Below are 19,276 nucleotides of genomic sequence, written 5' to 3' on the forward strand. Positions count from 1 at the left end.
AATGTCCACAGGGACTAACCGGATCGGGCGGTAGTCGCACAGACAGCATTGTGGCGGGGACTCGGCAGGTGTGAACTTCACAGGTGCCTACCGACATCGTCACGGAACGTGATCTCGACGCCGGCATCGCCCTCCTCCGGCTCGCCGGCCGGCTCGACCCTCCGCTGCTGAACGCGGCGGTCGGTAAAGCCGCGGCCGAGTGTCCGGCCGCCGTCGTGGTCGACCTGTCGGCACTGCGGGCGGTCGCCGTACCCGTTGTCGGTTTTCTCCCGGTCCTGAGCGGCCAGGTCCAGCAGACCTGGGGCGTGCCGGTGCTGTTCTGCGGTGCCACCGCCGAGCTCGCGCGGGACCTCGGCGAGATGCGCGGCGAGGTGGCCCTCTACGACTGCCGCGACGACGCCGTGATCGCCATCCGGGCCGGCATGCCCCGCTGGGCCTGCGAGCATCTGCCCCCGGACCCGCTCAGCGTGAGCGCGGCCCGCCGTCTCGTCGCCGACTCCTGCGCCGCCTGGGGCCTCGGCCGCCTGGCCGAGCGCGCCTGCGTGGTCGCCTCCGAGCTCTGCACCAATGCCATCCAGCACACCGGCGGCGCCTTCGACATCATGGTGTCGGGCACGCCGATCTTTCTGCGGGTCGGCGTCCGCGACGGGAGCGCGGCGCCGCCGCGGATCATCAACATGCCGGGTACGTCGGGAGCGATCGTCCCGGTCGGCAGCGGCCGCGGCCTGCGCATCGTGGCGGGCTCGTCGACGCACTGGGGTTGCACGGCCCTGCCCAGCGGCAAGATCGTGTGGGCCCTGCTGCGCACCTGATCCTTCTCCGCCCTGGACTGCCGCCCGCACCCGTGAAAGATTGACTGAAACCGATTCTTCGCGGGGAGGTCGGATGGCAGTCGGACTATGGCTGGTCGGCGCACGCGGCTCTGTCGCGGTGACCAGCGTCATCGGGGCACTGGCCGTGCGGGCGGGGCTCACCGAACCCACCGGGATGGTCACCGAGTCGCCGCCGCTGCGGGACGCGGATCTTCCGCCTCTGACCGATTTCGTGTTCGGCGGGCACGACGTCACGGACGTGCCGCTCGCCAAGAAGGCGGAGTCGCTGGCCGCGGCCGGCGTGCTGCCGGCATCGCTCATCCCCGACCTGACGGCGGTGGAGGACGAGGTCAAGGCGCTTCCGGTGGCACACAGCCAGCGGGAGACGGCGGCCCTCATCGCCGCCGACATCACCGGCTTCCGGGAGCGGCACGGCCTCGACCGGGTCGTGGTGATCAACGTGGCGTCGACCGAGCCGGTCGTTTCCGCCCATCCGGCGTTCGCGTCGCTGGCCGCTCTCGAGGACGCCCTCGGCGCGGAACCGGTACTGCCGGCCAGCGCCCTCGCGGCGTACGCGGCCCTCCGCGCCGGCTGCCCGTTCGTCGACTTCACGCCGTCGACCGGGGCACGGCTGCCGGCCCTCGACGAGCTCGCCCGCCGGGAGGGGCTGCCCTACGCCGGGCGGGACGGCAAGACCGGGGAGACGCTGGTGAAGTCGGTGCTCGCGCCGATGTTCGCGATGCGCCATCTGAAGGTGCGCTCGTGGTCGGGCACGAACCTGCTGGGCGGCGGCGACGGCGCCAACCTGGCCGACCCGGCGGCCAACGCCGCGAAGGCCGGCAGCAAGCAGCGCGTCCTCCAGGAGACCCTCGGCTACCAGCCGCAGGGCAACAGCCGCATCGAGTACGTCGACGACATCGGCGACTTCAAGACCGCCTGGGACCTGATCACCTTCACCGGTTTCCTCGGCGTCGGCATGCGCATGGAGTTCAGCTGGCACGGCTGCGACTCGGCCCTGGCCGCCCCGCTCGTCCTCGACCTGGCCCGCCTGGTCGCGGCCGCGCACGCCTCCGGACGCTCCGGCCCGCTCACCGAGCTGGCCTTCTTCTTCAAGGACCCGCTCGGCGACGTGCCGCACGGCCTGGCCGACCAGTGGGCGCTGCTGGCCCGGTTCGCCCGGGAGCTGCCCCATGCCTGACGGGTTCCCACGCCGGCGCGACCTCGCCGAACTCGTCAGAGCCCCGGCCGCCCTCTCGGTGCCGGGCGACGCCATCGCCGGCGCGGCCGCGACCGGAACGCTGAGCGCCCGGACGGCGGGGCTGGCCGCCGCCTCGGTGTGCCTCTACTGGGCCGGGATGGCCGCCAACGACTGGGCCGACCGCGACCTCGACGCCGTGGAGCGCCCGGAACGACCGATCCCCTCGGGACGCGTCACTCCGGGTCAGGCGCTCACGGTCGCCACCGGCCTGACCGCCGCGGGGGTGGGCATCGCGGCGCTGGCGGGTGGTCGCCGCGCCGCAGCCGTGGCGGTGCCGCTCGCCGGCGCCGTCTGGACCTACGACCTCTGGGCCAAGAACACCGCGGCCGGCCCGGCCGTGATGGCCGCCTGCCGAGCCCTCGACGTGCTGCTCGGCGCGAGCGCGGGCCACCTCCGCGCGGCACTCCCGGCGGCGGCGACGATGGCCGCCCACACCGCGACGGTCACCGCCCTGTCCCGTCACGAGGTGAGCGGAGGCAGCCCCCGCCTTCCCACAGCGACCCTCGCCGCCACCACGGCCCTGGCCGCCACCGTCCCCCGCCGGCCCGTCTCGACCGCTGCGACCTCCGGGGCGCTGGCTGCCTGGTATGCCGCCTGGTTCGGCGCCGCGCAGGCCCGTGCGGCCGCCGACCCCTCCGCGAACCGGATCCGGGCCGCGGTGGGCGCCGGCATCACCGGCATGGCGCCGCTGCAGGGCGCCCTCACGGCCCGGGCCGGCCACCCCCTCGCCGGGATCGCGGTGGCCGCCGCGGCGCCGATCGCCAGGCTCCTCACCAGGAAGGTCCCGGCGACATGAGGTTCGGTTACGGCACCAACGGCTTCGGCAACCACCGCCTGCCCGAGGCGCTGCGGGTGATCGCCGGCCTCGGGTACGACGGCGTGGCACTCACCCTCGACACCCACCACCTCGACCCGTTCGCATCCGGCCTGGCCCGCCGCACCGCCGAGACCGCCGACACCCTGCGCGGCCTCGGCCTGGCCGTGGTGATCGAGACGGGCGCCCGCTACCTGCTCGACCCCTGGCACAAGCACGCGCCGACGTTCATGCACGACGACAACGCCCGGAGGATCGACTATCTGCGCCGGGCCGTCGACATCGGCGCCGACCTGGGCGCCGAGGCCGTCTCCTTCTGGGCCGGCATCGCGCCGCCGGACGTCGGGGACCCCTGGGACCGGCTGGTCCGCGGCTGCGCCGAGATCGTCGGCCACGCGGAGAAGCGGGGCGTCACGCTCGGCTTCGAACCCGAGCCGGGCATGCTCGTCGAGGACCTGGCCGGCTGGCGGCGGCTGCACGCCGGCCTCGGCGGCCCGGAGCCCTTCGGCCTCACCCTGGACATCGGGCACTGCCGCTGCCTGGAGCCGCTACCCGTGCCGGAGAGCGTCCTCGAGGCCGGCCCGCACCTGGTCAACGTGCAGATCGACGACATGCGCCGGGGCGTGCACGAGCACCTCGAGTTCGGCGAGGGCGAGATCGACTTCCCGCCGGTGCTGGCCGCCCTCGACGCGACCGGCTACCGCGGCCTGGTCGCCGTCGAGCTGCCCCGGCACTCCCACGCGGCCCCGGCCGTAGCGGCCCGCTCGATCGACTTCCTGCGAAAGGCGGCGCCATGACCGCGAACGAGGACGCCGGGACGACGCGAAAGGCGGCGCCATGACCGCGAACGACGACGCCGGGACGACGCGGAGAGGCGGCGCCATGACCGACCTGAAAACCCTCCGTGCCGCCCTTAGCGACTCGCCCTGGCTCACCGAGGCGGTCACCGCGATCGAGGCCGACCCGAAGGCGATCGGCGCGCTCTTCCCGGCGGCCGGTCGCCGCTGCGGCCGCGGGGCGATCGCGCCGGGCTGGACGGCCGACGAGGCGGCCCGCGCGATCATGCTGGCCGCCGCGCCCGCCGAGGCGGACGACCTCTATCGGTACGGCGACGCCGACGAGAAGCGGGCCGTCCTCAAGAGCCTCCCGCTGCTCCCGATCGGCGACGCGGCCGTCCCGCTGCTGCACGACGCGCTGCGGACCAACGACACCCGGCTCGTCGCGGCGGCGCTCGGACCGTACGCGGCCCATCTCGACCCTGCCGCATGGCGGCAGGCCGTCCTGAAATGCGTCTTCATGGGCATTCCGCTGGACGCCGTCGACAGCCTGCACAAGCGCGCCGACGCCGCATTGGCCGCCATGCTGCGCGCCTTCGCCGACGAGAGGGCCGCGGCCGGCCGGGAGGTGCCGGCCGACGCCCAGCAACTGCTGGATGAACTGATGGGGGCCTGATGCGCATCTTCGATCCGCACATCCACATGACGTCCCGCACGACCGACGACTACGAACGCATGGCCGCCGCCGGGGTGCGCGCGGTCGTGGAACCCGCGTTCTGGCTGGGCCAGCCACGCACCGGACCGCAATCGTTCACCGACTACTTCGACGCGCTGGTCGGCTGGGAGCCGTTCCGGGCCGCCCAGTTCGGGATCCGGCACCACGCCACGATCGCGCTCAACCCGAAGGAGGCGAACGACCCCCGCTGCCGGCCGGTGCTCGACCTGCTGCCGCGCTACCTGGCGAAGGACGGCGTCGTCGCGGTCGGGGAGATCGGCTACGACTCGATGACCGCGGCCGAGGACGAGGTCTTCGCGAGACAGCTCGCCCTCGCGATCGAGCACGACCTGCCCGCCCTGGTGCACACGCCGCACCGCGACAAGGCCCGCGGCACCGAGCGCAGCATCGCCGTGGTGTCCGAATCCGGCATCGATCCGGGCCGCGTGGTCCTCGACCATCTCAACGAGCTGACCGTCGCGGCCGCGCTCGACGCCGGCATGTGGGCCGGATTCTCGATCTACCCGGACACCAAGATGTCGCCCACCCGGATGGTCAAGATCCTTCATGAGTACGGAATGGAGCGCGTGCTGGTGAACTCGGCCGCCGACTGGGGCCGGTCCGATCCGCTGCTCACCGTCCGGACCGCCGAGGAGATGCTGGCCGGCGGATTCACGAAGGACGATGTCGATCGGGTCCTGTGGCGCAATCCGGTGGAGTTCTTCGCCCAGTCGGGACGTCTCGACCTCGCCGGGAAGGGGGAGGCCGAGGCCACGTTCGCCGGCAATTCCATTCTGCGGGGAGGCAGTTGATGCACCTGAGCTACTGCACCAACGTCCACCCGGCCGAGGACCTCGACGGGATCATCGGCCAGTTCGACACGTACGCGGTCCGGATCCGCGCGTCGCTGAACGAGGACGTGCTCGGTCTCGGCCTGTGGCTGGCCGCACCGGTCGCGGCGGCCCTCGCCGAGGACGCGGATCTGTGCCGGCGGCTGCGGCGGGAGCTGGACGCGCGGGGCCTCGAGGTGGTGACGCTCAACGGCTTCCCGTACGCGGCGTTCCAGGCGCCGATCGTGAAGAACGCCGTCTACCACCCGGACTGGACCACGCCGGACCGGCTCGCCTACACCCTCGACCTGGCCCGGATCCTGGCCGGACTGCTCCCGGACCGGGCCGCGTACGGGTCGATCTCCACGTTGCCGCTGGCCTGGCGCACGCCGTGGGACGCCACCTACGCCGACACCGCGGCCCGCCGCCTCGACGACCTCGCGAAGGGCCTCGCCGAGATCTCGCACGCCGCGGGCCGGCCGATCCGGGCCGGTCTCGAGCCGGAGCCGGGCTGTGTCGTCGAGACCACGGAGCAGGCCGTCGAGCAGGTGTCCCGGCTGGACAACGAGTGGATCGGCGTCTGCGTCGACCTCGCCCACCTGGCCTGCGCCTGGGAGGACCCGGCCGAGGCGGCCGGCCGGTTGACGGCGGCCGGCATCCCGATCGTGAAGGTGCAGGTGTCCGCCGCGCTCGAGGCCGCCGACCCGGCCGTGGACGTGCTGCGCGACTACGTCGAGCCCCGATTCCTGCACCAGACCCGGAATGCGGCCGGGGAGGCCGCCGACGACCTGGACAAGGCCATCGAGCGGGGTCTTTCCGGGCCGTGGCGCATCCATTACCACGTACCCTTGCATGCGGCTCCCGCCGGACCACTCACCTCGACCCTCGCTGTCACTCGCGCGGCGATGCGGCACCTTCTGCCGGTGTGCGGGCATTTCGACGTGGAGACCTACACGTGGAATGTGCTGCCGCCGGCGCAGCGGCCGCGCGACGACGAGGAATTGGCCGCCGGAATCGCCGCCGAGCTCGCCGTCGCCCGGAATCTGATCGCGGAGGCGTCGCGATGAGCCGGCTCGTGGTTCTCGACGTCGTCGGCCTGACCCCGCGCCTGCTGGAGCACATGCCCCGGCTGCGTGCCGTCGCCGATCGGGGATTTCAGGCCCCGTTGAGTACGATCCTGCCGGCCGTCACCTGCTCGGTGCAGTCCACATTCCTGACCGGCGCGACGCCGTCCGGTCACGGGATCGTCGGCAACGGCTGGTATTTCCGCGACCTCGGGGAAGTGTTCCTGTGGCGCCAGCACAACGCGCTCGTCGGCGGCGAGAAACTCTGGGACGCGCTGCGGAAACGGCGCCCGGGCAGCACGGTCGCCAATGTCTGCTGGTGGTACGCCATGGGCGCGGACGTGGATTGGACCGTCACTCCCCGGCCCATCTATCACGCCGACGGCCGCAAGGAACCGGACTGCTACACCGATCCGCCGGAACTGCACGACGCGCTGACCGGAAAGCTCGGCACCTTCCCGCTCTTCACCTATTGGGGGCCGGGCGCCGGGCTGCCCTCGTCGCAGTGGATCTGCCGGGCCGCCGAGCAGATCATGGCGGAGCACGACCCCGACCTCACCCTCGTCTACGTCCCGCATCTCGACTACGACCTGCAGCGCCACGGCCCGTCCGCGCCGCAGGCCGCGCGGGCCGCCCGGGAACTCGACGCGATCCTCGGCCCGCTGATCGAGGCGGCTTGGGCCCGGGACGCGACGGTCGTGGTGCTGTCCGAATACGGCATCACCGACGTGAGCCGGCCGGTGCACGTGAACCGGGCGCTGCGGGCCGAGGGCCTGCTCCGCGTGCACACCCAGGACGGCATGGAGTACCTGGACCCGTGGACCTCCCGGGCGTTCGCGGTCGCCGACCACCAGATCGCGCACGTCTACGTCCGATCACCGCGCGACGTCGCGGCGGTCGCGAAGATCTGTGCCGCGCTGCCCGGTGTCGATCAGGTTCTCGATTCGGCCGACCAGGCCGCGTACCGGATCGGCCACGCCCGCTCCGGGGAGCTGGTCCTGGTCGCCGAGCCGGACGCGTGGTTCACCTACTACTACTGGCTGCGGGACCGGGACGCCCCGGACTTCGCCCGGCTCGTCGAGATCCACCGCAAGCCCGGGTACGACCCGGCCGAGCTGTTCTTCGACCCGGCCGGCCCGGCCGCCGCGAAACGCCGGGCCGCCACGGCGCTGGCCCGCAAGAAGCTCGGCATGCGCTACCTCATGAACGTGGTCGGCCTGGACGCCGGCGCCGAGGCGGTCCGCGGCTCGCACGGCCGGCTGCCCGCGGCCGCCGACGACGCGCCGGTGCTGCTCTGCTCCGATCCGTCGGCGGCCCGGATCACGGTCTCCGCCACCGAGGTGAGGGACTTCCTGCTGGACCTCGCGTCATGAACGGTGAATTCCGGGAACGGGTGGACGCCGCTCTCGGGGACTTCCTCGCCCGCCAGGAGCCCCGGTGGCCGCGCGGGGCCCCGTACGATGTCCTCGGTCTTCTGAAAAGGTTCGTGATGGGCGGCGGAAAGCGGCTCCGCCCGGCATTCTGCTACCAGGGCTGGCGGGGAGCGGGCGGGTCCGACGCGGACGAGGTCATCGTGGCGGCCGGCGCGCTGGAACTGTTCCACGCCTTCGCGCTGATCCACGACGACATCATCGACGGGAGCGCGCTGCGGCGCGGGCTGCCGTCGGTGCACGAGCAGTTCCCCGCCCGGAGCCCGCATTTCGGCCGGAACGCGGCACTGCTCTGCGGCGATCTGTGCGCCGCCTGGGCCGAGCAGATGTTCGGCGAATGCGGGCTGCCGCCGGAACGCGTCCTGCGCGCGCACGCCGAGTTCTCCCGGATGCGCACCGAGGTCATCGCCGGGCAGTACCTCGACCTGGCCGCCGCCGGCGATTCGGTGGACGCCGCACTGACAGTGGTCCGGATGAAGGGCGCCCGCTACACGGTGACCCGGCCGCTGCGGATCGGCGCGCGGCTGGCCGGCGGCGACGACGTGCTCTGCGCCGCGCTGGCGGCCTTCGGCGACCCGCTCGGCGACGCGTTCCAGCTGCGCGACGACGTGCTCGGCGTCTTCGGCGACCCGGGGATCACCGGCAAGCCGGTCCTCGACGACCTGCGCGAGGGCAAGCCCACGGTGCTGATGGCGCTGACCCGGGCGGCCGCCGGACCGGCCCAGCGCGGCCGCCTCGCCGCCCTCTTCGGCGACCCGGCCCTGGACGAGTCCGGCGCCGCCGAGCTGCGCGGCATCATCGTCGACACCGGCGCCCTGGCCGGCGTGGAACAGCTCATCCGCGCCGGCCGCGACGAGGCCCTGGCCGCCCTCGACGCCATCCCGATCCCCGGCGAGGTCCGCAAGGAGCTGGCCGAGCTCGCGTCCGCGACGGTGGACCGGGCCCGATGACCGTCACACGCCGTGCGGCAGCAGCACCTCCGGGGCGTCCGGCATCGGCTCCAGGTCCTCGATCGGCGTGAGGAACACGTCGCTCACCTGCTTCGGCCACAGGCTGCGGTACTTCTCCCAGAAGACGCGAAAGAACGGCGAGTGCACGTAGACGTAGCGGAAGTAGCGCTCCCAGTCGCCGGAGTACTGGCCGAGCACGTCCTCGGAGACCACGCTGATCTCGGCCAGGTTGCTCAGCGTCGCCGACATGCACATCAGCTCGACCTTGACGAGCTCCTCCTCGGGCGGCGGCTTGTCGCCGTGGAAGTACGCCCAGAGCTGCGGGCGGTCCAGCCACACCTTGTCGAACTCGAGCCACTGGACGGTGATGTTCTGATAGAACTGCGCGCTGCTCACCTGCGCGGCGTGCTGTAGTTGCCGCCGCAGCAGAATGACCTGCCAGAGCGTCGTCCCGAGCGCGCCGAGCGCCACGAGCACCCCGGCCACACTGATGATGATGCTGGTCATTCTCGTACCTCCCCGTTCACCGGCACGGGGACGATCACGCCGCGGTTCACGGCCGGTGTGCCAGATTGACGGCGGGCTCTAGGTTGACGAGCGTGAACATTCGGTATCTTCTGCACAACGCGTACGGGATCGGCGGGACGATCCGGACCGTCTTCAACCAGGCGAGCGCGCTGTGCGAGCACCACGACGTCGAGATCGCCAGCGTCTACCGCAGCGGGGACGCGCCGCAGCTGCCGCTCGACCCGCGGGTGCGGCTGGTGTCGCTGACCGATCTGCACGACAACGGAACCCGGCGCGGGCCCGGCCCCCGGCGGGTGTGGCGCAAGGCCCGGATGTTCCGCAACCCGCTGCCGCACGGGCGGGACTTCCGCTATCGGCGCTGGGACCCGATGGTCGACCTCACGGTGATCCGCTACATGTGGGCGCAGCGGGACGGCGTCCTGATCACCACGCGGCCGGCGCTCAACCTGCTCGCCGCCTGGGCCGGTCCGCGCCGCCTGATCCGGATCGGACAGGACCACATGAACTTCGGCAGCTACCGGCCGCGGCTGCAGGACGCGATCAAGCGGGCCTATCCGCGGCTCGACGCCGTCACCGTGCTGACCCGCGCCGACCTGGCGTCCTATCGGGAGGCACTCGGCGAACGGGTGCGGCTGGTCCGCATCCCGAACGGTATTCCGGTGCGTCCCCTCGTACCCGGGAAGGAGCGTGCCCCCGTCGTGGCCGCAGCCGGAAGGCTGACCCGGCAGAAGGGCTTCGATCTGCTGGTGGAGGCGTTCGCGCCGGTGCACGCCGCGCATCCGGGCTGGGAGCTGCACATCTTCGGCGAGGGCAGGTGGCGCCCGAAGCTGACGGCGCGCATCGCCGAGCTCGGGCTCGAGGGATCGGTACGGCTGCGGGGGCTGAGCCGCGACCTCGACGGCGAGTTCGCGAAGGCGTCGGTCTTCGCGCTCAGCTCGCGCCGGGAGGGGCTGCCGATGGTGCTGCTGGAGGCGATGAGCGCGGGCCTGCCGGTGGCCGCGTTCGACTGCCCCACCGGCCCGGCCGACGTGGTGGAGGACGGCGTGAACGGCGTCCTGGTCCCGGCCGAGGACGTCGCCGGGATGGCGGCGGGTCTGAAGCGCCTGATCGAAAACGGTAGTGAGCGGGAGAAGATGGCGCGGGCGGCGCGGGAGACGGGCGAGCGCTACGCCATGCCGGTCGTGGCCGAGCAGTGGGAGCGCCTCCTCCGCGACCTGTCCTGATCCGCCTCGCCTTCGCCTTCGTCTTTGGTCTCTCGCATCATCGACTTCGGTCAGGCGGTCGTAGCCCTGGGACGGCAGCGGGCCGGCGGCCCGGCGGGCCATCGTCGGTGGTGCCGGCCCGGGTGGGCCGGCGCTGACCGGGGGAGGCGATCGATGGACGGCACGACGGAGACGCTCGTGCGACGGCGGCGGGGCTGGATGCCGGTGGTGGCGCTGCTGGTGCTCGCCCCGTGGACCGCCGAGTGCTCGTGGGGCGGGTTCACGGTCGCCGACTATCCGCTGGTGATCGTGTTCCTGGGCCCGCTCTACGGCGGCGCCGCGGTGCTGATCCGCGAGTTCGCCCGCCGCGGCGGGGGCGGCTGGCCGGTCATCGTGCTGCTCGCCGCCGCGTTCGGGGTCGTGCAGGCCGGGCTGGTCGACCAGTCGTTGTTCAACGCCGGCTTCCTGGACGACACCGCGTACGCCTCCCTGACGCCCGCGCCCGGCACGACGGTGCTCGGGGTCGCCGCCGAGCAGGCGTTCACCTACGTCGGCAACCACGTCCTGCTGAGCATCTGCGCGCCGATCATGCTGGTCGAGGCGTTCGCCGAGCCGGACGGGGAGCACCGGCCGTGGCTGGGCCGGCGCGGGGTGGCCGGCGTCGCGGTGCTCTATCTGCTCGGCAGTCTGATGATCTTCATGGACGCCGAGGACGGGCGGAAGGGTTTCCTGCTCTCCCCGGTCCAGGCCGTGCTCGCCGTGACGGTGACGCTGGCTCTCGTCGGTGCGGCCCTCCTGCTCCGGAGTCTCGCTTCCCCTCCGCGGGACGCCGGCGTGGGTTTCGTCCCGTCGCCGGTGCTGTTCGGGCTGATGGTGCTCGGCGCCCATCTTGGTCTGTGGTTCGTCACCGGCCGGATTCTCGTCGCGGCGCAGGTGGCGGCGCTTGCGGTACTCGGGACGCCGGCCGTGATCTGGTCCCGCCGGGCGGGCTGGACGCGGCGGCATGTGGTGACCGGCTGGTCCGCCGGGCTGATCGCCGCGGCGGCCGGCGCGTTCTTCGCCCCCGCCTACAAGGCGGCGCCGGCGTCGCTGGCGCTGGTCAGCGACGTGACCGTGGTGGTGCTGGCGGTCGTGCTGGTGGGCGGGGCATACCGGAGTGTCCGCGCGGGTGCGCCGGCCTCATGACGGGATCAAGCCTTCGGCTCGCAGCCAGCGGCCGGTCCGGGCCATCCCTTCGGTCAGGTCGACCGCGGGGTCGTACCCGAGCACGCGCCTCGCCTTGCCGATCGCATAGGTGCCGGTCCGCGCGAAGTACCGCATGGAGACGGCGTTGAACTCCGCGGCGCTCGAACCCGCCGCGCTGACCAGCGACAGCGCGCGGCCGGCGGCCACCGCGACGGCGACCGCGGCCGGGGTCGGCACGCAGACCGGGCCGCGCTTGCCGAGCATGCGGTAGTAGTGGGCGAAGAAGTCCCTGCAGGTCACGCCGGTTCCGCCGGTCAGCGTGAAGATCTGGCCGGCGGCGTCGGGGGAGAGGGCGGCCCGTACGACGCCGTCGACGAGGTCGTCGATGTAGACCGGGCTGAAGATGCCGCGCCCCCACGCCGGGAGCAGGAACTGGTTACGGCGGATCAGCTCCAGCGGCATCAGGGTCCACGGGCGGGAGCCCGGGCCGTAGACGTCACCCGGCCGCACGATCGTCACCGCGATCCGGCCGGCGGCGTGGGCCTGCAGCGCCACCTGCTCCGAGGCGATCTTGGTGTCCACGTACGGGTTGCCGTCCGGGCGGACCGGGTGATCCTCGGTCACGCCGTCCGGGAAGCCCAGATCGGAGAAGGCGCGGATCGACGAGAAGTGCACGAACCGGGTCGCGCCGCTGCGGACGGCGGCGTCGAGCGCGTTGCGGGTGCCGCCGACGTTGACGCGCCACTGACCGGCCAGGCCCACCCCGTTGGAGACCACCGCCGCCGTGTGGAAGACCAGGTCGGCGGTGATGTCCTGCCATGGTCCAGGGGTGCTGACGTCACCCGCCACGATCCCCGAGCCGGGGTCGGCGCGCAGGTCGACGCCGCTGACGGTGTGGCCGTCGGCGCGCAGGCGGGCGGAGAGCGCCCGTGCGATGAAGCCGTTGGCGCCGGTGAGGAAGACCCGCATCCGGCGAGTGTGCCACGCATCGACGGCCGCCCATAGCCTCATCGGGTTTCGGCACGAAGCCTCAGAAACTTACGTCCTGTCAAGGAAAAGGTCGCTGTGTCGCGTTTGGATAGGCTCGGCTTTCTTACTCGGGGGGACTTACACGTGGCGAACCTGCGGGCGGCGCAGAAGGAGATGACCCGGAAACTACTGCTCAGCACGGCGCTGGAGTTGTTCCGGACCAAGGGATACGCGGCCACCACCGTCGACGACATCGCGTCGACGGCCGGCACGACGCGGGTGACGTTCTATGCGTACTTCAGGTCGCGCAGCGATCTGGCGCGGGCGCTGCTCGACGAACTCAACGTACTGCTCGAGCGCACGTCGGCGCCGCCGCGCGGCTCGACCGGGGTGGCGCTCGTCGATGCGGTGCGCGGCGGTACCCACGCCGGCATGTCGGCGTGGCTGCGGGAACGGTCCGCCATCTGGGAGCGGATCCGGCCACACCTGAACGCGGTCACCGAGGCGGCCGCCGTCGACCCCGACCTGCGCGGCGCCGTCGACGGCTGGTTCGAGGAGGTGATCGCCGACATCAAGGACGGGCTCGACCAGGCCGGGCGCTTCGATCCGGCGGTCCGGCACGCGCGGGCCGTACTGGCGTTCGCGCAGCTCGACTATCTCGGCCAGCGCTGGGTCGAAGGCCGCTGGGGCGTCGATCGTCAGACAGTGGTGGCGGTCCTCGCGGACAGCTGGTTCACGCTGCTGGGGAATCGGCCGCCCGATCCGGAGTCGCCCGGCGTTTGAGCAGATCTCCGACGCAGTGCTCGACAGGGCCGGATCAAAGGCGCTATCACGGTACGGCGGAAGCGCCGGGAGACCGCCCGCCGGAACCGATCGGTCCCCGCCCGGCGGCCCGCGAGGAGGTGACCGGATGAGCTTCGAGGTCCGGGCCGGCGACTACGGCCGTTTCATGGGCCGCTATTCCGCCCTGCTGGCCGGCCCGTTCGCCGGATTCGCCGGTGTGGGGGTGGGGCGGGCCGCGCTCGCCGCGGGCTTCGGGGTCGGGCGGGCCGCGGATTCCGGGGCGGGTCAGCGTGTGCTCGATGTCGGCTGTGGCACGGGGGAGTTGACCGCGGTGCTCGTCGCCCGGCTGGGGCCCGCCTCCGTGGCGGCCGTGGAACCGTCCTCGGCATTCGTCGAGTCCGCGCGGTCGCGGCTGCCCGGTGTCGAGATCCGGCAGGCGCCGGCCGAGGACCTGCCGTTCCCCGGCGATGCGTTCGACGTGACGCTGGCGCAGCTGGTCGTGCACTTCATGACCGACCCGGTGGCCGGTCTGCGTTCGATGGCCCGGGTCACCCGGCCCGGCGGCGTCGTCGCGGCGTGCGTGTGGGACCACGCCGGTGAGCGGGGGCCGCTGACCGTGTTCTGGCGGGCCGCCCGCTCGCTCGACCCGTCGGTACGCGGCGAGGCCGGGCTGGCCGGCGCGCGCGAAGGCCACCTTGCCGAACTGTTCGGCGCGGCCGGTCTGCGCGACGTCACGTCCACCATCCTGACCGTCACGTCCCGGTACGGGAACTTCGAGGAATGGTGGGAGCCGTACACCCTCGGCGTCGGCCCGGCCGGCGACCACGTCCGCGGCCTGCCGCCGGCGCGGCGGGACGAACTGCGGGACCGGTGCGCCGCCCTGCTCCCACGCCACGGTCCCATCGCGATCACGGCGACGGCCTGGGCCGCCAAAGGCCGGCGCTGATCATTCCATTTCATTCACGCCGGTCGAATGCAACTTGCAGAAACCCGGCCGCCATGGCGCGACAGGTTCAAGCGTCCATGGTCTCCGCCTGGTGGGATGACGGATACGACGCGGACACGCCGGGGAGCGGGGTCCGGATATTGAACGCGTCGGACACGCCGATCTACCAGGTGACGCTGAACGCCGTGAACCTCGACGTCCCGGACGAGGGGGAACAGTGGACCCTGCCCATCGTCCCGCCGCGGCGGTCACCCCAGGCGTGCAAGCCGCAGACGATCGGCCTGCACTACGAGGCGGGTGGGGTGACGGGCGGGCGGAGGGTGGAGGTGACCTTCACCGACACAGCGGGCGTTCGGTGGGTGCGGGATCGCAACGGCCGGCTGACCGCAGACCGTCGAACGGCTGGCGCGGGTCAGCCCTCATCGGATGCCGCACGTGCTGCTCGGCCCTCAGGACTGGATCGGCTGTCTCGTGGAACACGACTTGATCGTTCCTCCGGATCTGTCGGCCGACGTGATCGCCTCTTTCCTGCCCCGCTCGATCAGCGCCGTGACGTTCGACGGAAAGGTGTACGGCGTTCCGTACGCCGTCGACACGCCACTGCTCTTCCGTAACACTCGGCTCGTGCCGGACGAGCCCACCACGATCGAGGAACTGACCTCCCAGGTCGCCCAGTTGCGAAGATCCGGCGCCACCCGCTGCGGCGTCGCGCTCCCGGTCGGGCCGGAGGGCGAGCCGTTCCTCATGTACCCGTTCCTCACCGGCGCCGGCGGCGACACCTTCCTGCGGGACGGGTCCGGGCGGGTCCGGCCCGAGTTCTCCGATGTCGAATCGCGGGCCATGGTTGCCGCACTCGAGTGCTTCCGATCGTTGACCAGCGCGCAGCACGGGATCCTCACGCCGGCGCGCGACGTCTTCGAGGCGATCAAGATGTTCGTCAGTGGGCGCGCGCCCTACCTGGTGACGTGCGCCTTCGCGCTCGCCGACCTCCGGCGATCCGGCATCGAGTACGCCGTCGGGCCGATCCCCCCGGCCTCGGGACCGGCCCGCGGCCCGGCCTTCGTCTCCGTGGAGAGCTTCTTCCTGACCCGGCGCGGCGCGGAGAACCCGATCGCCCGCGACTGGATCGAGTGCTACCTGACCAGGAAGGACGTCGCGGATGCCCACTACCGGTCGCAGCCGCGGCCGCTCGCGCTCAAGAGCCAGCTGGCGGCGGCCCTCGCGCACGACGACGACGTCCGCCTCGCGTACGAACTCTGGAAGACCGGCGATCTGATGCCGTCGGGCGTGCAGATGGTCGACTACTGGCGGCATCTCCGGGTGGCCGAGAACGAGCTGATCGCCGGCGGCTCCGCGCCGGCGGTGGCCCGGCGTCTGGCCCGCGGCCTGGCGGGAGCGCCGGCAACCGGCGCCGCACCACGACTCTTCTGCTGACCGGCCGGTGCGCCCGTCCGTCGGCGGAGGCCGGGCATGTGGACAGCCGGACGGCGGGATGGCCGGGATGGCCGGGTGGGGGATGAGGGGCGGGGCCGGCGGGGAAGGGGTGCGGGCGGGACTGAGAGGAAGAGGGCGCAACCACTCACTCAGGTGGCGCGGTGGTGGCTCGCGTTCCGGACGCGCCAGCGGCCGGCGAGCAGTGCCGCGCACCTCGGCGGGAGCGGCGGTCCAGACCCACCGCCCCGCTGCGAGATGATCTTGATCTTAATGGGTCAGCGGTTGATCCATTTCTCCATGGACTCGGTGTAGCGGTGGCCCTCGATCGGAATCTTGTGGGCCGCCTCGGTGAGTTCGAGGAGATCGCCGGGGGAGAGTTCGATCGACGCGGCGACCACGTTCTGGCGGACTCGGGTGACCTTGGTGGTGCCGGGGATCGGGACGATCGAGGGGCTCTGGCTGAGGAGCCAGGCCAGGGCGATCTGCGCGGGCGTGGCACCGATGCGATGGGCGATCGCGGTCACGAGGTCGACGAGGGCCTGGTTCGCGGCGCGCGCCTCGGGGGTGAATCGGGGCAGGCCGGCGCGCATGTCGGTGCTGTGGAACGCCGTGTCGGTGGTGATCGCGCCGGTCAGGAAGCCGCGGCCGAGCGGGCTGAACGGGACGAAGCCGATGCCCAATTCGGACAGCAGCGGGAGGATCTCCTGTTCGGGCTCGCGCCACCACAGGGAGTACTCGCTCTGCAGCGCCGTCACCGGCTGCACCGCGTGGGCGCGGCGGATGACATCGACGCCGGCCTCGGAGAGACCGAAATGGTTCACCTTGCCGGCCTCGATCAGCTCCTTGACCGTGCCGGCGACGTCCTCGATCGGGACCGCCGGGTCGACGCGGTGCTGGTAGAGCAGGTCGATGTGGTCGACGCCGAGGCGCTTCAGGGAGCCCTCGACGGCCTCGCGGATGTGCTCGGGCCGGCTGTCGACGCCGCGGCCGCTGTCGCCGATCGCGAAACCGAACTTGGTGGCCAGCACGACCTTGTCGCGGTGCCCCTTGAGGGCCTTGCCGACCAGTTCCTCGTTGGTGAACGGGCCGTAGACCTCGGCGGTGTCGAAGAACGTGACGCCGCTGTCGATCGCGGCGTGGATCAGGTCGATGCCGTCCGGCTCGTCGACGGGCGGGCCGTAACCGTGGCTCAGCCCCATGCAACCGAGACCGACCGCGGATACTTCGAGCGTGCCGAGCTTGCGCTTTTTCAACGTCACGGGTTCACGCTACCTACCGGAGGGAGCCGTTCGAACTGCGCGGCGTGCTGCCCGGCGTCCGTCCAGGTGCCGGACCGGACCTCGAAAGCCCGGCGGTTGATAGCGTTCGGGTGTGACGGGGCGGGCGGAAACGGCGTTGGCGGCCGCCGCGCGGATCGGGCCGTACTTCGTGTGGGAGCCGGGTCGGCGATATCGCGATATATCCGATCTGTCCGACCCGGTCGTCCTGGCCGAGCGCGTCGGCGACGCCCGCCGCCTCCTGAACCGGATGGGCGCCGGCAACCCCGAGGATCGCGTCGTCGCCTCCACCGTCTTCCTCGGCCTGACCGCCCGGCTCGTCTCGGCCCCGCTCGCCGCCGCGGTGATCGGCGGCGCGGTCCCGGTGGCCGACCCGGACCGGATGGGCTGGCGCCCGGTGCCGAGCGGCCCGATCCCGATCGTCTACGAGCACCTCGAGACCAGCGCCGCCGACCACGCCACGGCGCTCGTCGCGGTGATCGGCACGCTGGTCACGCCGATGCTGGAGGCGTTCCGGACCCGGTTCGTGCTCTCCCCTCAGGTGCTGTGGGGCAACGTGGCGTCCGCGCTCGGCGGCGCCCACACGATGATCGCGCAGGCGGCCCCGGAGCACGCGGCCGGCAGCGCCGCCCTGGTCGGGGAGCTGCTCGCCCGGGCGCCCCTCGCCGGTACCGCGACCCTGCATCGGCCCGATCCCGGCCGGGACCGCTGGTTCCTGGTGCGGAACAACTGCTGCCTCTACTACCGCATCCCCGGCGGCGGCACCTGCGGCGACTGCGTGCTGGTGCCGCCGGCGGACCGGGCGCGGCAGTGGCGGGCGATGCTCAGCCGATGACGGCGGACGTCCTGCGCGAGGCGCGGGACGTCACCAGCGCGGCGAACGCGAGACCGAGCGCCGTCCAGAGCACCGCCTGCACGCCGAGCGAGACGATCCGGAAGTCCCAGAGCAGCGCGGCCGGGAAGGTGTCCGGCACCTCCTGGATCGACGGCAACAGCAGGTAGGCCACCGCGACCACGACGAGGAACGCGCCGACGCCGGCGGCCGCGCGGCGCCAGTCGGCGGTCTGCGTGCGGGCGGCGACCACCGCGGCCCAGACCGCGACCAGGCCGAGGACGAGGAGCGCGAGGTAGCTCCAGGTCCGCTGGTCGATCGTGGACGGGTCCCCGACCGCCGGCGGGTTCGGCGGGTACTTGATCCACGGAACCAGGACGCCGCCGAGCAGCGCCGAACCGGCCAGCGCGAGGGCGACCCGGCCGTCGTCGGCGAGCCGGAAGCGGCGGCGCAGCAGCGTGTACGCCGTGGCGATGAGGCCGCCCATGGCGATGCCGTACAGGGTGGTGGCGAGGACCAGGCCCACCTTCTGCCCCTGCCGGCTGACCAGCGGCTCCTCCTCGACCGTGCCGGGCGCGACCGGGGGAGCGGCGGCCTCCTCGATGGCGATGGCCGCGTCGATGTGGGTCTCCCCGAACGTGTAGGCGAAGGCACCAGCGACGAGGCCGGCGATCAAGCCGGCGAGCAGGCCGCGCAACAGCAGCGAGAGGAAGTTCGAGGGCACGGTGGGGTAGACCTCCAACGGGATGACGCGTCCCGATCGTGGGGTTGCGGCGGGCGAGTTCCCTGACTTCCGGCCCCTGATCGGGACCGGTCACAGTGGCGCGACCGCACCGGACTCTCACCGGCTTCCCTCGCGTCGCCGCAGTAGACCCCCTCAACCTAGTGGTCGCCGGGACGGCCGCACAACGGGCCTTGACCCTGCCCCAGGGGCAGGGCCGACGATCGACGTATGGCAGACGTCGAGCACATCGCCGATCGGGCCGCCGTCGCGCACGGCACCTCCCTTCCTTCGCGCTCGCCGGCGAGATCCGGATCAGGCATCCGCTCAACCACACGAGCGGCGTCGACGCCGACCCGTCCGTCCCGGAGGCGGCCGGGCCGGACCCGCTGGAGACCTACGTGGAGCGGCTCAACCGGGAGTGCGGCACGCTCTTCGCGCCCGGCTGCCGGCGCTACGACGCCGGCCACGCAGATCCGTACGCTGGTCCAGGCCGGCGTCCCCCGCTCCCGGATCGCCGAGCTGCTGGCCGCCGGCCCGGAGGAGATGGCCACGCCGAGGAGTTGGAGCGCACCCGCCGCCGGATCACCGCGCGGCGACCAGCTGTTCGTAGCCCCCGACGTGGCCCGCTACCTCGACGAGCTGCGCGTGGCCGGGATCAGCGAGCGCACCGCCCGCCTCGAGCGCGACCTCTGGATCCTGCTCCAGTCCGCCGCGCCGGCCCAGGCCCAGCAGTGAGCCACCGACAAA

The 19,276-nt window shown here is 72.5% G+C and carries 20 protein-coding genes and 1 riboswitch; of the genes, 16 read left to right on the forward strand and 4 right to left on the reverse strand.

What is annotated here, in order from left to right; translation table 11 throughout:
* The first annotated feature begins 83 nt into the window (after nt 1-83).
* The 9 genes from AB0G10_RS10105 to AB0G10_RS10145 all read left to right on the forward strand — a co-directional run bounded on the left by AB0G10_RS10105 (nt 84) and on the right by AB0G10_RS10145 (nt 8,649).
* Nucleotides 84-812 (forward strand): ATP-binding protein, encoded by a 729-nt coding sequence (locus AB0G10_RS10105; protein WP_360918437.1) that lies wholly within the window; start codon nt 84-86, stop codon nt 810-812.
* Between the two features lie 73 nt (nt 813-885).
* Nucleotides 886-2,010, forward strand: a complete 1,125-nt coding sequence (locus tag AB0G10_RS10110; protein WP_360918438.1) for an inositol-3-phosphate synthase — start codon at nt 886-888, stop codon at nt 2,008-2,010.
* Nucleotides 2,003-2,866, forward strand: a complete 864-nt coding sequence (locus tag AB0G10_RS10115) for an SCO3242 family prenyltransferase (protein ID WP_360918439.1) — start codon at nt 2,003-2,005, stop codon at nt 2,864-2,866. Before AB0G10_RS10110 ends, AB0G10_RS10115 begins: the two co-directional genes overlap by 8 nt.
* The gene (locus tag AB0G10_RS10120; protein ID WP_360918440.1) at nt 2,863-3,681 is read left to right on the forward strand and encodes a sugar phosphate isomerase/epimerase family protein; all 819 of its coding nucleotides are present in this window, start codon (nt 2,863-2,865) and stop codon (nt 3,679-3,681) included. Before AB0G10_RS10115 ends, AB0G10_RS10120 begins: the two co-directional genes overlap by 4 nt.
* Nucleotides 3,682-3,766: 85 nt before the next feature.
* Entirely contained in the window at nt 3,767-4,336 is a 570-nt protein-coding gene (locus AB0G10_RS10125; RefSeq protein ID WP_360920673.1) for an EboA domain-containing protein, read from the forward strand.
* Complete coding sequence (locus AB0G10_RS10130) at nt 4,336-5,187, forward strand: TatD family hydrolase (RefSeq protein ID WP_360918441.1); 852 nt, start codon at nt 4,336-4,338, stop codon at nt 5,185-5,187. The genes AB0G10_RS10125 and AB0G10_RS10130 overlap by 1 nt, the downstream gene beginning before the upstream one ends.
* The gene (gene eboE, locus AB0G10_RS10135) at nt 5,187-6,272 is read left to right on the forward strand and encodes a metabolite traffic protein EboE (protein WP_360918442.1); all 1,086 of its coding nucleotides are present in this window, start codon (nt 5,187-5,189) and stop codon (nt 6,270-6,272) included. The genes AB0G10_RS10130 and eboE overlap by 1 nt, the downstream gene beginning before the upstream one ends.
* Nucleotides 6,269-7,642, forward strand: coding sequence for a nucleotide pyrophosphatase/phosphodiesterase family protein (locus AB0G10_RS10140; protein ID WP_360918443.1), 1,374 nt, complete (start codon nt 6,269-6,271; stop codon nt 7,640-7,642). The genes eboE and AB0G10_RS10140 overlap by 4 nt, the downstream gene beginning before the upstream one ends.
* Nucleotides 7,639-8,649, forward strand: coding sequence for a polyprenyl synthetase family protein (locus AB0G10_RS10145; protein ID WP_360918444.1), 1,011 nt, complete (start codon nt 7,639-7,641; stop codon nt 8,647-8,649). The genes AB0G10_RS10140 and AB0G10_RS10145 overlap by 4 nt, the downstream gene beginning before the upstream one ends.
* A gap of 3 nt (nt 8,650-8,652) precedes the next feature.
* Here the strand turns inward: AB0G10_RS10145 and AB0G10_RS10150 are convergent, their stop codons facing one another.
* Nucleotides 8,653-9,156, reverse strand: coding sequence for a hypothetical protein (locus AB0G10_RS10150; RefSeq protein ID WP_360918445.1), 504 nt, complete (start codon nt 9,154-9,156; stop codon nt 8,653-8,655).
* 92 nt (nt 9,157-9,248) lie between these two features.
* Between AB0G10_RS10150 and AB0G10_RS10155 the strand changes: the two genes are divergently transcribed.
* Together AB0G10_RS10155 and AB0G10_RS10160 are read left to right on the forward strand one after the other, a co-directional pair.
* Nucleotides 9,249-10,400, forward strand: a complete 1,152-nt coding sequence (locus AB0G10_RS10155; protein ID WP_360918446.1) for a glycosyltransferase family 4 protein — start codon at nt 9,249-9,251, stop codon at nt 10,398-10,400.
* Nucleotides 10,401-10,553: 153 nt separating this feature from the next.
* Nucleotides 10,554-11,564 carry a hypothetical protein gene (locus AB0G10_RS10160; protein ID WP_360918447.1) on the forward strand — a complete coding sequence of 337 codons (1,011 nt, stop codon included), beginning with the start codon at nt 10,554-10,556 and terminating at the stop codon, nt 11,562-11,564.
* Here AB0G10_RS10160 and AB0G10_RS10165 read toward each other — a convergent pair.
* Nucleotides 11,559-12,533, reverse strand: a complete 975-nt coding sequence (locus tag AB0G10_RS10165; RefSeq protein WP_360918448.1) for an NAD(P)-dependent oxidoreductase — start codon at nt 12,531-12,533, stop codon at nt 11,559-11,561. The genes AB0G10_RS10160 and AB0G10_RS10165 overlap by 6 nt on opposite strands.
* A gap of 144 nt (nt 12,534-12,677) precedes the next feature.
* Between AB0G10_RS10165 and AB0G10_RS10170 the strand changes: the two genes are divergently transcribed.
* The 3 genes from AB0G10_RS10170 (at nt 12,678) to AB0G10_RS10180 (ending at nt 15,696) form a co-directional block, all read left to right on the forward strand.
* Nucleotides 12,678-13,316 carry a helix-turn-helix domain-containing protein gene (locus tag AB0G10_RS10170; RefSeq protein ID WP_360918449.1) on the forward strand — a complete coding sequence of 213 codons (639 nt, stop codon included), beginning with the start codon at nt 12,678-12,680 and terminating at the stop codon, nt 13,314-13,316.
* Between the two features lie 127 nt (nt 13,317-13,443).
* Nucleotides 13,444-14,262, forward strand: a complete 819-nt coding sequence (locus AB0G10_RS10175) for a class I SAM-dependent methyltransferase (protein WP_360918450.1) — start codon at nt 13,444-13,446, stop codon at nt 14,260-14,262.
* A gap of 426 nt (nt 14,263-14,688) precedes the next feature.
* The gene (locus tag AB0G10_RS10180) at nt 14,689-15,696 is read left to right on the forward strand and encodes an extracellular solute-binding protein (RefSeq protein WP_360918451.1); all 1,008 of its coding nucleotides are present in this window, start codon (nt 14,689-14,691) and stop codon (nt 15,694-15,696) included.
* A 275-nt stretch (nt 15,697-15,971) separates the two neighbouring features.
* Here the strand turns inward: AB0G10_RS10180 and AB0G10_RS10185 are convergent, their stop codons facing one another.
* Nucleotides 15,972-16,955 (reverse strand): aldo/keto reductase, encoded by a 984-nt coding sequence (locus AB0G10_RS10185; protein WP_360918452.1) that lies wholly within the window; start codon nt 16,953-16,955, stop codon nt 15,972-15,974.
* A 112-nt stretch (nt 16,956-17,067) separates the two neighbouring features.
* Between AB0G10_RS10185 and AB0G10_RS10190 the strand changes: the two genes are divergently transcribed.
* Nucleotides 17,068-17,808: a (2Fe-2S)-binding protein gene (locus AB0G10_RS10190; RefSeq protein ID WP_360918453.1), complete on the forward strand. Its 741-nt coding sequence runs from the start codon at nt 17,068-17,070 to the stop codon at nt 17,806-17,808.
* Here the strand turns inward: AB0G10_RS10190 and AB0G10_RS10195 are convergent.
* On the reverse strand, nt 17,798-18,529 hold the full coding sequence (locus AB0G10_RS10195; RefSeq protein ID WP_360918454.1) for a CbtA family protein: 732 nt from the start codon (nt 18,527-18,529) through the stop codon (nt 17,798-17,800). The genes AB0G10_RS10190 and AB0G10_RS10195 overlap by 11 nt on opposite strands.
* A 34-nt stretch (nt 18,530-18,563) precedes the next feature.
* Nucleotides 18,564-18,697, reverse strand: a riboswitch (cobalamin riboswitch).
* Nucleotides 18,698-18,757: 60 nt separating this feature from the next.
* On the opposite strand from AB0G10_RS10195, the gene AB0G10_RS10200 reads away from it, so the two are divergent.
* Complete coding sequence (locus tag AB0G10_RS10200) at nt 18,758-19,264, forward strand: hypothetical protein (protein ID WP_360918455.1); 507 nt, start codon at nt 18,758-18,760, stop codon at nt 19,262-19,264.
* The last annotated feature ends 12 nt before the right edge of the window (nt 19,265-19,276 follow it).

It is taken from the genome of Actinoplanes sp. NPDC023714, from assembly GCF_040639855.1.
Lineage (GTDB): Bacteria > Actinomycetota > Actinomycetes > Mycobacteriales > Micromonosporaceae > Actinoplanes.

What these genes read in the sequence shown, in the direction of transcription:
- AB0G10_RS10120 (WP_360918440.1), top strand. Translation starts at nt 2,863, where the DNA reads ATGAGGTTCGGTTACGGCACCAACGGCTTCGGCAACCACCGCCTGCCC.
- eboE (WP_360918442.1), top strand. Translation starts at nt 5,187, where the DNA reads ATGCACCTGAGCTACTGCACCAACGTCCACCCGGCCGAGGACCTCGAC.
- AB0G10_RS10130 (WP_360918441.1), top strand. Translation starts at nt 4,336, where the DNA reads ATGCGCATCTTCGATCCGCACATCCACATGACGTCCCGCACGACCGAC.
- AB0G10_RS10160 (WP_360918447.1), top strand. Translation starts at nt 10,554, where the DNA reads ATGGACGGCACGACGGAGACGCTCGTGCGACGGCGGCGGGGCTGGATG.
- AB0G10_RS10140 (WP_360918443.1), top strand. Translation starts at nt 6,269, where the DNA reads ATGAGCCGGCTCGTGGTTCTCGACGTCGTCGGCCTGACCCCGCGCCTG.
- AB0G10_RS10175 (WP_360918450.1), top strand. Translation starts at nt 13,444, where the DNA reads ATGAGCTTCGAGGTCCGGGCCGGCGACTACGGCCGTTTCATGGGCCGC.
- AB0G10_RS10165 (WP_360918448.1), bottom strand. Translation starts at nt 12,533, where the DNA reads ATGCGGGTCTTCCTCACCGGCGCCAACGGCTTCATCGCACGGGCGCTC.
- AB0G10_RS10145 (WP_360918444.1), top strand. Translation starts at nt 7,639, where the DNA reads ATGAACGGTGAATTCCGGGAACGGGTGGACGCCGCTCTCGGGGACTTC.
- AB0G10_RS10125 (WP_360920673.1), top strand. Translation starts at nt 3,767, where the DNA reads ATGACCGACCTGAAAACCCTCCGTGCCGCCCTTAGCGACTCGCCCTGG.
- AB0G10_RS10180 (WP_360918451.1), top strand. Translation starts at nt 14,689, where the DNA reads ATGCCGCACGTGCTGCTCGGCCCTCAGGACTGGATCGGCTGTCTCGTG.
- AB0G10_RS10150 (WP_360918445.1), bottom strand. Translation starts at nt 9,156, where the DNA reads ATGACCAGCATCATCATCAGTGTGGCCGGGGTGCTCGTGGCGCTCGGC.
- AB0G10_RS10200 (WP_360918455.1), top strand. Translation starts at nt 18,758, where the DNA reads ATGGCAGACGTCGAGCACATCGCCGATCGGGCCGCCGTCGCGCACGGC.
- AB0G10_RS10115 (WP_360918439.1), top strand. Translation starts at nt 2,003, where the DNA reads ATGCCTGACGGGTTCCCACGCCGGCGCGACCTCGCCGAACTCGTCAGA.
- AB0G10_RS10110 (WP_360918438.1), top strand. Translation starts at nt 886, where the DNA reads ATGGCAGTCGGACTATGGCTGGTCGGCGCACGCGGCTCTGTCGCGGTG.